Source organism: Paenibacillus sp. AK121 (assembly GCF_019042715.1).
Classification (GTDB): Bacteria; Bacillota; Bacilli; order Paenibacillales; family Paenibacillaceae; genus Paenibacillus; species Paenibacillus polymyxa_C.
Genome location: NZ_JAHPJM010000007.1, coordinates 137,935 through 152,352, shown reverse-complemented (window position 1 = coordinate 152,352; position 14,418 = coordinate 137,935). Strand labels below are relative to the sequence as shown.

Below are 14,418 nucleotides of genomic sequence, written 5' to 3'. Positions count from 1 at the left end.
ATCATCTCCTTCTAATTCACCGCAACTTCTTCTGCAAATGAACTTGCTTGCACTTGATACATCTGCGCATATACCCCACCTAAACGTATCAATTCAGCATGCGATCCCTGCTCAATGATCCGGCCGTCCTCCATGACTAAAATCTGATCGGCTAGACGCGCTGACGAGATACGATGTGTAATGAAAATCCCTATCGTGTCTCTCATTAAATGCATGAACAATTGTAGTAAGTCTCGTTCAGCCAATGGATCCAAGAACGAGCTCGGCTCGTCTAGAATATATACATCCGCACTTCGCAGAATGGCTCTTGCAATTGCAATACGTTGCCACTGTCCGCCCGAAAGTTGATGTCCTTCATCGAACCATTTGCCAAGTTGTGTATCGAGACCGTTTGGCAAATTCGCAATCACTTGGTCAATAGCTGCAACTTTGGCTGCATCCATCAATCGCTCATCTTGTTCGAGTTCAGCCAATGAGCCGAAGCCAATATTATGGCGAGCCGACATTTCATAGTGAACAAAATCTTGAAACACAACCCCCATACGTTCTTGGACTTTTTGCAGATCGTAGTCGAGAACATTACGGCCATTGACTTGGATGGTACCACGATAATCCTTGTACAATTGCATTAACAGCTTCATGAGTGTGGACTTACCCGAACCATTCTTCCCTACAATAGCCACAGTCTGCCCCTTCTTGAATGTCACATCCACTTCTCGAATCGTATCCGAATCTTGTCCTGGATAAGCGAAAGATACCTGATTGAACGAAATCTGTGTAATCTGGACACTTGCATTTGCGTGACACGATAGCTCTGTTGCACTGGGCAACTGTTTCTGTCGATTAACAGGATCCGACGTAGGCAATTGCAAGAACAAGAGCAACTGCTCCATGTAAAGATTGTTCTGTGAGAACTGGACAAGCCCCTGAATAACCCCATTCATCTGGTTCTGCGTGAGCATAATCGCCTGGATATACCCATACAAACTCCCGATCATCATCACTCCTATAAATGTCTCGTGAATTGCAAGCCCAATTAACCAGAACAAAGCTACCATTTCTAACATATCGTACAGAAAAGTAACTCGAATTCGCTTCAGTAATATGCGACGATCCACAAGGAAGAAGCCATGCAACAAATCGCGGTATCGGTTTAACAAGTAAGAACCCAGTTGGAATATTTTCACTTCCTTAAATGTACTATCGTTTGTTAAGAGATACGTCATGTACCACGATTCTCGATACTTCGGAGTACGATCCAAGTAGATTTGGAACTGTTCTCGATTGATTTTGAAAATCGAATAGATAGAAAACGTTGATATTATGAAAATCACGAGCACCACCCACCATTTCCACAGAACAAGTAGGATAGCAGATGAAATAAGTGTAATGATTCCAGAAGTTATGCCAGCCATCTGGCTATACAATTGATAGGGGCGATAAGTAGATTCTTGTGAAACCCTTTTTAATTGATCATTAATCGAAGCATTCTCAAAATCGGCCAATCCCAACGTGGTTGATTTCTCACAGATCATGACATTCATCGAATTGGAAATGACCGCCTGAAGGTTCCCCTCCACATAACTTTGGGCGACGTCGATGAAATTCTTAAAAACATAGATGACGATGAACCAAACAAAATGAGAAAGTACCCTGTATTCCCCTTCTTTCCATCCCACGGAAACACTATTCAACAAATTCTGTGTAACCATTAATGTCATCACAGGCACAGCGCCTTGAATGATGTGTAGCATCATACTTGGAATCATATACTTCTTATTCATGCGGAAAATCAATCGGAAGAGTTGCAGCCCATGTCGAACCGTCTTCCAGAGTGAAGCTAATTCATGCTGACATCCCTTCCAAATAAAGTTCATTAGCTCTTCCTCCAATATTGCAACAAGCTATTAAGGGCGTGACGAGCCATAATCATTACCTTACGTTCTTTATCTCGATCAACCCCAATCAAGCGGTTTAAGTACATATGAATCACACTGAACAGGATACTGTCTTTGTTGTTCATAAGAGTGCCCTGCCGCTCATGCTCAAGAAGTACTTGCTGATATCGCTTGACAGCCTCTTCCCTGTGCTGACCAATCTGATGAATCAGCTTACCTTCTTGATGCAATGGTGCTAATTCGGATGAATCCCTCCCTAACAACTGCAGGAATAAACGTCGTTCATTACGGAAGTCATCCAGATATTCTTTTACATCGAAGCGCTCATTGAGGAGCTCGTAAACCTTCTGCTCGTTGTAACCAAACTGAGTCATGTATTGTATCACACCACACACCGCCACGACCTCCTGACTTAGCTGGATCTGCTTAAATCGAAGCAACCGAACCAAATTCGCTGTGACATCGCTGTCACAAGCAAACATACGTTCCGCTAACCGCATAAGCTCAGGTCCACCATATCGTTCGATCTCTGGTTCATACGTGTCCACAACAACCTTATTTATCATTCCATCTTGAAGTAACATAGTCGTCCATTCATGGAAGATTGGGATGAACGAAGATATGTCATTACCGCTTGGCATGTTGAACCGTACTCGAATATGACGAGTTGGATCGGAGTAACGAATGAAATACGCTTGTTCAATTACACCTGCCTCACGGCATTTCTGAACAAAATCTCCCCACTGACGACCAATGAACTCATCTTGGCGACTGTCTATCCCATAGAACTTGGCATAGAACCACGATCCACCCGGCAACTGTACACGCTGCGATGCATCAACAACAGTCCGGCGAGAGATTTCTGTCTCCTTACTTACCGCCACTTCCGCTTGGGTCAGATCCATCTCTTCCGTGCGTCTAACGAGCGGGAAGACAAATTCCGCCGTCAAGGGCCCATCGCTCCGCTGGATCGGCATATCCTCGAATCCCCCTATATGCTCGATCAGCGTCACTTGACCTTTTGACTTCAAGTCTTTGCAGATCTCCTCCACATGCAGAGGATGCTCCATATCGAACAAGATACGATTATCGAATTGAGTCATATACACATACCGAGGTACTTTCCACTGCATACTAAATTCCCTAACCAGAAGCTCCAATTGCTCCTCGCTCTCGCGCTCAGATGTCTTGCCACTCAATTGTATACGCCATGTCGCTGGACTTAGCACGATGTTCCCATATCTTAAACGCGGAGTAAAGGGGGATTGATCCATTACTCCCCATTCTAATGTCGACCATTGTCGATACCCTTCCTGACTAACTTCCACCAGAAATCGGTACACATTCGGCGCACCCTGGTAGTTCAACATATGCCCAGCTGTCGGGATCACTTCGCAATTGTGCTTGCGTGACTTCAAATAAAATTTATCGTCTCGCACCCCAACCATCAAATCGGACACATGAATCTGTTGATCCTCTGGTACAGTGTGATTCGTGCCAATTCCGATTTCATAAGTGCGAAAATTTTCCGTGAGAACGACATTCGTCGATCTCGCTGCACTGGGTAAATACGAAATCTCTGCAAGCAGTTTACCTGGTGATAGGCGTTGCTCTTCCTCATGAATCTCATTGAACATGTTTTTAAACGAGACACCCATTAAATCAATAAATCGTCCGAACGTTTTCCCCGCGCCACTCGATCCAGGATTCGGTCCAAGTACCAACGTGTACTCTCCGCGATTGAGTGCTTCCCGATCCTGCACTACCATTAAAAAGTAGAGTTCCATTGACGGAGTAGGAATTAACTCACTGGTGGTTTTATCAGATTCATCCTCCAAGATCTGTTGAATCCTTTCGTTCGTGAGAACGATCTCTTGTTCACCCTGATGCATACACGAGACGAACCACTTGAAGAGTAATTGTTCACACTTCGTACTGAATGGCACACTCGGATTCTTTAACTGCCTATGAACGCTACTCGGATTTTGATAGGTGGCCGGTGGCCCTAGCCCAATCTCCTCATCCAGCAACTCCAAAATTGGTATCTCTCGATACGAGCCGTATTTCTCTATGAATTCATTGCAGTATTCCTCCAGGTGTCGGTACTTACGTGTAGAAATTCGACTAAACAATTGTGCAACTTTCTCAACATCCTCACGAACCTGATAGGGCAAGGTCACGGATCGATCTTCCAAGGACAAGTCAACCTGTACCGTCGTCTTCACCTCAGCCAAAGCATTCATCATCTGTCGCAACTGAAGTAATTGCTCCTCGCCCTGCCCAATTGATCGGTTATTGTACGAGCGAATATTCTGACGAATTTCATTGAGAGCAACCTTCCATTCATCTATACCCTCTACCCCATCCAACACAGACAGGATATGATCGAAGGGCTCTATACTCGTCGTCGGAGGTCGCAATTCCGAAACTAAGAATTCTTGTTCAAAAAGCTGCCAAATGTAGCGATGAATCGTATCTAATTCTGCCTCCATGAAAGCACTCTTAATCCGGGATACGAGTTCTAGGTACGGAATTGGATTTATACTAGCTTCCATCACCAGATCGAATACTGCAGAGGCTCGTACAGATACGCTATCACTTTCTCCGACGCCGAGATCGCCATATCTGGCTACGTAAGGAATTTTTGCTCGTTCGCCTTGCCGGTAGATAAGAGAGTTGCGCTGAATACGAAGCTGAACTACAACTTCACGTTGCTTCTCGATTTTATCAACAATCTTTAACAACCATTCCATATCTGGTCGCACGCGTTTGCGATACGCTGCGATGCCTTCTATGTTCATCTGCGACTGTTCGGCGAATTGCCCATAAGTCACACCGGAAAACAGGCCAAATGGTGTGGGACGCGTCATCATGCGGAGCAGATAGCGCATAAAACCTTTGATAGCCTGCGCTTTCTTCCGTGCATTCTGGTCATTGCCAAGATGAGAAAGTGACTCAAGCAAGCTCGGGCTCGCTACCGCAATCGCTTCGCGAATAATCGAGTCATTGGATAATTCGACAAGTTTATTTAGCGAAAAACGCTTAAGCTCTTCTTGGTCTTTCCAATCGGAAGGAAAACACTGTATAAACAAATTGAACGGCAAAACAGGCGTGCGAACCATAAAAAAATCCAATGCGCGATATATATTGGGTTCTTTTGTCATTTTTCCTCCTAGTTTTAGCGGACTGAAAATAAGAGATTTAGGGAGTAGTTATAGAGTCTAAATACTTGCAGACCTCTTTACATTCGACACATACCCGAAATCTTTTACAATCCTAAATTTTGAAAGCACGTAACAGCGGGAATCAAATAGAAGGATGATCAATGTTACCTATAATAAAATGGGTAAATACCCAAAAATGTCTGAGCTCGAGCAACGCATACGCCGAATCTTTTTTGGATTCGCGTCACCTTTACGGTAGCCGATAAAATCAAGGAAGCGCTAGAGCAGCAAGGCGTTTATGTGACGGGAAAAACCGTTGAGGACGCATCATGAAAGAACTGGGCTTGAAATCGCGAAACATCAAGAAGTATAAAGCAACTACAAACTCTAAGCGTAACTTCCCCGTACATGAAAACATGCTGGACCGCGCGACGAAGTTCTCCACCATTCAGATCGTGGTAGTCAATATGCCTTCCTGGAATACCAAGCACGATTGCAGAAATACGGGATAAAAAGCAACATGAGCCGCAATGGCAATTGCTACGATCACGCGTGTACAAGCCATGAAGAGCATATTCGAGTAATTACCTGCTTCTATAATGGCAAACGAATTCATTCTGCCATCCGGTACTTAACGCCCAGCCAATGTGAACATGTGTACCGTCCCACGGTGTAATCTTCTCAATTCTATGTGTCCAATCTATTCATCCACCTTTACTACACCCTAAAACAAACAGCGGATTATCTTTTTTCTGTCTTCCTTTCGTGGGGGCTTCTTCTTTTCATTTAATGGTTTCATATGCATGCTTTTACATTCCTCTCTTACTCCAAATCCAGAAACTGATGGTTGGACATATCACAACAATCCCGGTTAAATACACCCAGAAGATCATACTTCCTTGTCCGCAAAGTACTCTCAAAATACTGACAAACGGATCATGCAGAAAACGAAGTTCAGAGACGATGACATAACTGCCAAGCAACCCTAAAATGGTGCATGCATACACAATTGAAACTCGTGTGATAAGGATAGAAAAAACACTGCATATCACAAGCACCGCAATGCTAGTCAGCACAAGAAGGAAATCGTATTGGATCGTCAGCCACAATACATCGGCATATCCAATCGATTCTGGCACTAAGTACACCTCTGTCGATTGCGGATGAGAAAAGAACAACCATCCACACGCTAGCGAGACCAGCGTTGTTCCAAAGATAAGCGTGACAATCAAAACGATCTGTGTAAGTAATTTAACTAGCCAGTGCTGATAGCGATCGAACGAACGTAACATATATATGCGATACGCTCCCGAATGTATCTCATCAGCAAGCGACTCTACAAATAAGCCTGGCAACACAAACAATTGCAACAAGAACGACATATCCTTCATAATAAATATGGGCAGATTTAGTGCATCAACCGAAAACCACGGGCTTAGGTCAATTTGAATACCGCCTGTTAGACGTAAGAATCCAATATCGATCAATAGAGCGAGCAGATAAGCACATCCAAACGTTCGAATCCGCTTCCCCTTCCATATCCGTTCCAGTTCACTGATCCACAAGCCAGTGCTCACACGCCAACACTCCTAATTTAAATAATCTGCTCTCGTAAATTTTCTACGAGCAGCTACAATACATACGAAAAAGTAAATAACTAAACCCACTGCTATTGAAATTTGTGCATATTCATCGCCCGACAATGCCTTTTCGACACCAACAATCTGCATACCTGGAATCAACCCTGCATAAATCAAGGCAAGCAAGAATGCATTTTCCGTTATTAAAGGACTTCCCGGATCGAAAATACTTGTAGCAAACATTGATATAATGATATAGATCGTCGCAATACCAATTGTACGAGCCGCAGTCCTACAGTACATAGCAATCCAAATAAACAAACCGCCCCCCCCGATCAATGTAGCGAAATCAAGTGCATATTGTTTCAAAGTATAGAATAGTATTGCAGCATCTGTGGAAGGAATCCTATTCCCTGATATCATTACCTCTGGGGGAGATGGAAGTTTCATTACGCCAAAGATCGTAAACGATACGCCTAAAATGGCCATCATTAATAGGATGAATAAATTCATTATCATCCATTTGCTAACAAAGATTTGACCCCGAGAATAGCTTCTTAAAAAAAACATTCGCAATTTACCACCCTGAAACTCTTCTGTGTATAAGAGACCAGCCAACAGCGCAACCATTAAGTTCCCAAATAAATATATACTTTCTTTCATCCCTCTCGATGCCGACATGCTCGCAGCTACATAGAATGGGCTATCAGGTAAATGCCGCTGATCAACCCACATAAAATATGTTATCAATGCATAAGCAAATGGAATGCAAGAAACTAACATGAACCATGTCCATTTCTGGTGGATCAACTTCTCGAATTCAATCCTGATTAACACTTTCATGACAACATCAACTCCAAGAATGCGTCTTCTAGCCTCTGACCATCCACAATCAAATCATTCACATTACCCGTCCATATGACCACCCCTGCTCGAATAACAATAAGTTGATCACACATGAGTTGCAGCTCATCTAGAAGGTGGCTGGATACGAAGAATGATAAACCTCGTGATTCCCTCAGTTGGAGGATCAGATTACGAAGCTCCCGCATACCTAGCGGATCAAGTCCATTGGATGGCTCATCCAGAAGCAGCAGGTCGGGGGACCCTAACATAGCTTGCGCAATACCTAATCGTTGCTTCATCCCTAACGAATAAGTCTTCACTTTATCATCTGCTCGGGACTGCAATTCCACACTCTGGAGCAACTGATCGATGTGCTTTTCTCGATCTGCAGAGCGAATTTCAGAGTGCAATCGAGATAAATTTCGAAGCACCTGCCTTCCGGTCATATACTCAAAAAAGATGGGGGATTCTATAATCGCCCCTACATTAGCTAGTGCCTGTTTTCTCTGTTTTTGCACATCATATGTCCCAATGCGAATCGCTCCGCTTGTTGGCTGGATAAGCCCTGTCATTAATCGCATTAATGTTGTTTTTCCTGCTCCATTAGGGCCTATAAATCCGTAGATCATACCTTTTTCCAATTTAAAGGACGTCTCTTGAATAAGAGTCTTATTACCTATTCGCTTCGTCACACGATCCACTTCCAGAATCAGCTTGGTCATCAGTTCACACCTCTGTATGCTATATTGATTTCTCTCTTCATTTCACTACAAAAAAGTGCAGACCTCTGTCTTGCATTAGCCCACACGACTAACAACTAGACAGAAGCCTGCAGAACGTTAACATTACTGACTACATATGATCATACTTGGTTTTTATTAACAATATTTCGACGTTGTTTTACCACAAGGCACAGTTCCGCATTCACTAGATCCACAATTAGACCCAGTGAGACATCCTCCAGTGCAAGCAAACCAACTGGTAACTTGAGGCTCGATTTTGCCAACATTTTTGCTTACTTGTACATCAAGATCAAATTGATTATTAGACATAATAACTACCTCCTAAGATTTTCATTGTCTCTTGGTATTTCACCAAACTAGACAAATTCCCAATTAGAGAAGCAGTGATAGCAATCTATACCGGCGCCAATACAGATAGCGCGATCCAACTCCTCTATTACAAATTATATTATAGATTTCATTTTTTTTACTAGGGTGACATTTTTCTCCCCCCCTATCGCATAACGTAATTGTTGTCAAACAATCCTCGCCGTCTTGCTACTTTGACTGCGTCTTTGCAACTACCCACATCTAGCTTTGTGAGTATATGTTTCACATGCGTTTTTATTGTTTCCTGTTCAACATGCAGAACTTCGCTTATTTTTGATTTAGAGTACCCTTCGTGCAAATACGCGATTACTTGTCGCTCGGTCCGCGTAAGGGAGCATTTAAGCTCTTCCAATCTTAGTTTGCGGAACTCATCGCGCAGCACCCTAGCGGCATCGGGATGAATTGCTACGCGATTATGATACGCATCGCGAATAGCCGCAGCAATATCCGTATAGTTCTTCTTCTTAATATAATTGACGGCTCCAACGCTAAAGGAGTCTGCAATCACTTCCAAATTATCTTCTGAAGATAAAATAATAATGCTAACATGTTTTCTCATCAAAATCTCTCTCACTGCATCCAACCCATCGTACTGGGAAGAGGTCAGTGTTACATCCATCACGATAACATCGACTTTATACTGCTCTGCAAAATGAATGGCTTCCTTCTCCGTTGCTATACCTGCGATATATTTCATATCTGGCTGCTGCTTCACATATTTGCAGATTAAATCACGCCATACCGAATCAGTCTCCACATGTAATACACCGATATCCCCCATAATTTGCAATAGCCACGCAGTATTCCCAAATCTCATACCTAAAGGTATATTTTTTAGCGCAGCAAGTACCTCCTGTTCATTTTGTGATTTTTGGTACTAGACAACGTTTTCTTAAACGTATGGGCCTCCTTGAAATGCAACAATCAACAGCACCAGAGATGTTACCCATAAAAATACGTTCATCTACTAGAGGTGGTATCAGCTACGCTGGAACTACCTCATGTTGCAGCGATATATTCAACATAATCATGTAGTTCATTTATATCTTCTGATAAAAGCCTAAATGCGTAAGTATTACCTTCCGCCCATTGTTGAAACAAACCAATCCAGTGTGGGGTATCCTCATCAGTCTCTAAGACCCAATCTAAATCAGCGTAGTTATATGTATATTGTAGAGCTTGTTGATAATCGCCTTGGGCTTCACAGACACTAGCACACAATAGATCAGCATAGGTGATGTACACAAACATGGGACAACTTAGCTTCTTGGCAGAATCATCACGCCCTCGACTTTCTTGTTGATGTTTCATCAAATATTGAATTTTCGCTTTAGCCCTCATTTTCCTCGCCAATTCGTCAACCTTGTCCCATTTACGCAAAGACCTATATACATTAGCCAGATCCTTCAATGCGTTTAAGCTGCTCTATTTCATCCAGTCGTTCGACAAAAGCTTCAAAAACGGCTGCGCCCTGACATTTCGGCTTTGATTGTCTCCAATCTGAATCGTGAAAATACGGTACTGACAGACTGACAAGCGCTCGGAGTGCTGGTATTTTTCTACTTCTGCCACATTCTAATAGAGCATCCGTGCAGCAGCATGTTGTCGCTGTGAAAATAATGTCTCTGCAATTTGATATAGTCTGGGAAAGTACATAAGTCCAATCATTCGACGGATCGCTTCCAGCCTATTCAGCTCCGTACAAAGATATAACAATGGTTCAATTCGTCTCATGTTTTGGGAGAGGTCAATGATGTAGTTCTATGTATAGATCGTAAAAGTGACCTTCCGGTAAACCTATAGCCACAGTGATTCGATCAAGCTGCTGCACGGAAACAGAACGATGCGAATAATCCAATTACTAAGTGTTCTTTGATGGACAACTGAATATTCGCAAATTGAGCCAGTGTCATATCATTTTGTTTTAGATAATAATCAAACTTTGCCGAAACTGTAGGTGTATTGTACAAAAATAACCACCCCTTATCAGGAACATATAGAAAATCAACTCATGAAACGAGAACTACTGCAATCAGATGAATCGGATAGGTCTTTCCGCAATTTATCATACCATTTTTTAGAATAAAATCATATACATATCAAAATTTACTCACTATACCTATTTAGATGCTTTGCAATGATTTCATAATTAAGTAACGCCATTTTTATTATTTCAGCATTTGCATAATTCGATTTCCAACACTCATAGTTACAATATATAGAAAAACTAAAACGTTTCGATCTATATATTGCTGATTGGAAAACGCCCCTGTGCTATTAGACCGTAACCAGGCATGACCGATGCTTATCCGAATTTGCAACAGAAATGCTTGGTTTACATCAAAACGCCCAAACTATGCTTATCTGAAGAGCTTTTTCCAGCACCTTCGTGCAGAATTGTAAGTCGAGGTGCCCAAAGCAGCAAGAACCTCCCCTATGTACCCACAGAGGAGGAGTTAAAGCGATATTATGATGTTGTCTGGCAAGTGAAGAATTATCAAGTCATGATGATCGTTAAAACACTTTTGTATACGGCCGTTCGGGTCAGTGAACTGATTAATATCAAGTTAGTCGATGTTGATTTCCGTTACTGTCAGACCGCATTAATAGTGGCAAGGGGAAGAAGGATCGTATTGTACCATTCCCTTATTCGTTCAAGGAAATGTTGGCCGTGCATGCTGATTCCAAAAAGAAGAAACACACCGATTGGGGAGTCTGCAAAATCCTAACCAAATCTTCGGAAGCTGCCAGCATGACTCAAAATCTGTCTCCACAAAAGCTGCGACATTTTCTCTTAACCTGGCTATAAAAGTAAGGCACTGATGATGAACTCATACAACCGGATTCAGATCATGAAAGCCGTAAGTCATTAGAAGTCTATTAAACTGCAATCACTAATGATCAGGAGGAATACAATGAGGTAATTAATAGATTTCCCATTTGATAATATCTACTTTGCGGATGGTGTCAACTTCGCTGGTAATCTCCTAAATTATAAAAACCGTATAATCCCACCTGTTTCTTAAATACAGGTGGGTTCTACAACTACGGTTGTCTCCACACTCCAATATGATGAGAGACCAAATATATTACTGATTTACTGAATAAAACAATCACTTCTTCCCTTATCATATGTTAATTTGCTGCTTACCTCTTCTTGAAATTCAGTATCCGTCAATAATTTGTAAAAAAACAAATCAAGCTTCTGCTTGAGCCAAATATGATCCACCCCAGATTCATCTTGAATAAACATGGCTATTTGAAATTCATTTCCTTCTCGATCTGTGCAATATAAAGCCTCTGTTAAAACAGAAATGGTAGATCCACCTTTATTTCCAAACTCTATTAGCTTGGTGTTATCCACTTGTCGCTGAACTAACAGTTTTAAATATGGATTTATAGAAGAAGGAACTAGCTCCTCCTTGTGTATAAGCTTCATTATATGAGCATATTCCTTAGTTGTAGAACGAGGAAGCCTTCGCGATTCTAGAACTTGAAGCCTTCGTGCATAATTCTGCTTGGTGTTCCATTTCTGAATACATCCTATTCTCTCATCGCTATTTAATATTTGGTGTATTTCGATGGATTTTTTCATGTATTCCTCGTAGGTCATTTCACTTATTTTTTGTATTGATTCTTTAAAGCACATTTTTTCTGTTTCTTGTATATAGGAGGACATTAAACCCGCAGATGAAAAGGGAAAGATTTTATCATGTGAGGAAAGCGAGAGTTTTATTATATTATCATTTATCTCACTTAATCCCATTCTCGCTATCAAAAATTCTGTATTGGCATTGGAACTATACGCTAACATACCGCTAGCAATTTCAAATAACGTAATTTTCCCTTGAACCTCTTTATGGTTTGACTTAATCCATTTGATCCAGTTATTATGAGCGTTACCATCCGAACCAGGAATATAAAATTTATTTAGTTCCTCTAAAGCCACAAGTTCATGTTCGTCTACTAATTTTGCCGCTACTTGGCGAGCAAACTCAATAGCAATGATCACTTTTGCAGTGCTGGCAAGCGGCATTTTAATTTCTGAATTGTAGCTGATTTTCTCCATACCATTTTTGATCATGTATAAAGAAGCTTTTTTCGGATTTTCTATTAAAAAGTTAAGAACATCTATTTCTGTTTTCTGAGTATTCTGATGCTTCGCAATTAAAAAAAATATGATAAATATGAAAACAAATATTAAAATCATAGCTACTATAAATAAAATGATTATCATATTTTGCTCCTTAATGGAGACGCTTAGGATGAGTTTCACATAAGTCGTCTCGGTTCCCACAAGAATTACTGTTCTTTTAGAAGTAGGAGAATCATACACTTAATCGCCTATACGGTTTCCTCAATGAGGCAATATCATAGATATTGTGCAAACGGTTTAAGACTTTTATTAATTATAGCAAAATGGTGGTGAATAAGACGTTTAGACTACTAGAGAAGAGTGCATTTTTTATAGGTGCTGGAGGTAGGTTTTCAAATGCAAAAACACGCCCCCAAGTGGCGTGTTTTAATATGACGAGTCTCTTCAATTCAATTCCCCTAAGCCCTTACTTCCAAATCTCGTCCGCAATCTCTTTAATGAAAGCTAGCTTTTTCCATTGCTGCTCTTCGGTCAGAATATTGCCCTCTTCTGTGGAAGCAAAGCCGCATTGTGGGCTAAGGCAGATGTGGTTGATGTCCACGAATTGAGTCGCTTCCTTAATACGGTTGATGACCGTCTGCTTGTCTTCCAGTTCACCCCTTTTGGAGGAAACGAGGCCCAGTACGACCTGTTTTTCATCTTTCAGATGCTTAAGCGGTGTAAAATCACCTGCGCGGTCGGTATCGAATTCGAGATAGTAGCCGTCGATGTTATCGATGCCGAACAGGGTTTCAGCTACAGGTTCATAGCCGCCAGAAGATGCCCAGGTGGAATGATAGTTACCACGGCATACGTGGGTTGTAACGACCAAATCGGCTGGAAGATTCTTCACGGTTTCCTGATTCACGCGAGCAAACAGCTTTTTGGTATCCTCCACATTTTCACCCGCATGCTGTCTAGCTTCCCAATAGTTTTTATCACAAAGCATGCCCCATGTGCAATCATCCAGTTGCAGGCTGCGGCAGCCTTCATTATACAGCGCTTGGATCACGGATTTGTAGGCTTTGGCAATGTCCGTCACCAGTTCATCCAGATTGCTGTAATACGTATCGGTTGATTCTTTATTTTCTCCACGCAACAGCTCAGCTAGGAACTGCGCAGGTGCCGGAATCGTTTGGCGAGCGATAGCATCCTCTCCTGCGACTTGTTTCAGGAATTTAAAATCTTCAATGAAAGGATGACGGGAATGTCCAATTTTACCGGACAAACGTGCGGTTTCCGCTCTTGTTTCCACACCTTGGAATTGGTAGCCGTTTGCAAGCTGTACCTTTTCCACGCCGTCCAGTCCCCACATAAAATCAAGATGCCACCAGGAACGTCTGAATTCCCCATCCGTCACGGCTTGAAGGCCTACGGATTTTTGCTTTTCCACCAGCTTGATAATTTCTTCATCTTCAATCTTTCTCAGCTCGTCCGCAGAGATTTCATTATTTTGAAATTGAATTCGGGCGTCTTTAATCGCTTGCGGGCGCAAAAAGCTGCCAACCATATCATGTCTAAAAGGGGTCACTTTACGTTGGGATGCATTGTCAAGGATGCTGCTCATTAGGGTTATCTCCTTTTTCGCTTCAGTAGTGAAGTTGTTGTAAGAAAGATAACATACATTTTCAGCTATAAGGTAACTCCAATAAACTATAGCTAGTTATAGCCTAAGGCTATATC

At 41.9% G+C, this 14,418-nt stretch carries 10 protein-coding genes and 1 pseudogene; all 11 read right to left on the bottom strand.

Annotated elements, in window-relative coordinates; all coding sequences use genetic code 11:
• Positions 1-11: 11 nt before the first annotated feature.
• The 11 genes and pseudogenes from KSP24_RS14815 to KSP24_RS14765 all read right to left on the bottom strand — a co-directional run bounded on the left by KSP24_RS14815 (position 12) and on the right by KSP24_RS14765 (position 14,302).
• On the bottom strand, positions 12-1,877 hold the full coding sequence (locus KSP24_RS14815) for an ABC transporter ATP-binding protein (protein WP_058712042.1): 1,866 nt from the start codon (positions 1,875-1,877) through the stop codon (positions 12-14).
• Positions 1,877-5,062: a lantibiotic dehydratase gene (locus KSP24_RS14810; RefSeq protein ID WP_216975575.1), complete on the bottom strand. Its 3,186-nt coding sequence runs from the start codon at positions 5,060-5,062 to the stop codon at positions 1,877-1,879. The genes KSP24_RS14815 and KSP24_RS14810 overlap by 1 nt, the downstream gene beginning before the upstream one ends.
• A gap of 448 nt (positions 5,063-5,510) precedes the next feature.
• Positions 5,511-5,678, bottom strand: a complete 168-nt coding sequence (locus tag KSP24_RS14805; protein WP_216975573.1) for a hypothetical protein — start codon at positions 5,676-5,678, stop codon at positions 5,511-5,513.
• Positions 5,679-5,871: 193 nt separating this feature from the next.
• Entirely contained in the window at positions 5,872-6,639 is a 768-nt protein-coding gene (locus KSP24_RS14800) for a hypothetical protein (RefSeq protein ID WP_058712045.1), read from the bottom strand.
• 12 nt (positions 6,640-6,651) lie between these two features.
• Positions 6,652-7,485 (bottom strand): ABC transporter permease, encoded by an 834-nt coding sequence (locus KSP24_RS14795; protein WP_058712046.1) that lies wholly within the window; start codon positions 7,483-7,485, stop codon positions 6,652-6,654.
• On the bottom strand, positions 7,482-8,210 hold the full coding sequence (locus KSP24_RS14790; RefSeq protein ID WP_058712047.1) for an ABC transporter ATP-binding protein: 729 nt from the start codon (positions 8,208-8,210) through the stop codon (positions 7,482-7,484). Before KSP24_RS14790 ends, KSP24_RS14795 begins: the two co-directional genes overlap by 4 nt.
• Before the next feature lie 156 nt (positions 8,211-8,366).
• Complete coding sequence (locus KSP24_RS14785) at positions 8,367-8,540, bottom strand: gallidermin/nisin family lantibiotic (RefSeq protein WP_081317837.1); 174 nt, start codon at positions 8,538-8,540, stop codon at positions 8,367-8,369.
• A 184-nt stretch (positions 8,541-8,724) separates the two neighbouring features.
• Positions 8,725-9,381: a response regulator transcription factor gene (locus KSP24_RS14780; protein ID WP_254207831.1), complete on the bottom strand. Its 657-nt coding sequence runs from the start codon at positions 9,379-9,381 to the stop codon at positions 8,725-8,727.
• Between the two features lie 221 nt (positions 9,382-9,602).
• Positions 9,603-10,570, bottom strand: a pseudogene (locus tag KSP24_RS14775) (transcriptional regulator); the annotation flags it as partial.
• A gap of 1,127 nt (positions 10,571-11,697) precedes the next feature.
• Positions 11,698-12,837, bottom strand: coding sequence for a serine hydrolase (locus tag KSP24_RS14770; protein WP_058829362.1), 1,140 nt, complete (start codon positions 12,835-12,837; stop codon positions 11,698-11,700).
• 325 nt (positions 12,838-13,162) lie between these two features.
• Positions 13,163-14,302 carry a 5-methyltetrahydropteroyltriglutamate--homocysteine S-methyltransferase gene (locus KSP24_RS14765; protein ID WP_216975571.1) on the bottom strand — a complete coding sequence of 380 codons (1,140 nt, stop codon included), beginning with the start codon at positions 14,300-14,302 and terminating at the stop codon, positions 13,163-13,165.
• Positions 14,303-14,418 lie beyond the last annotated feature (116 nt).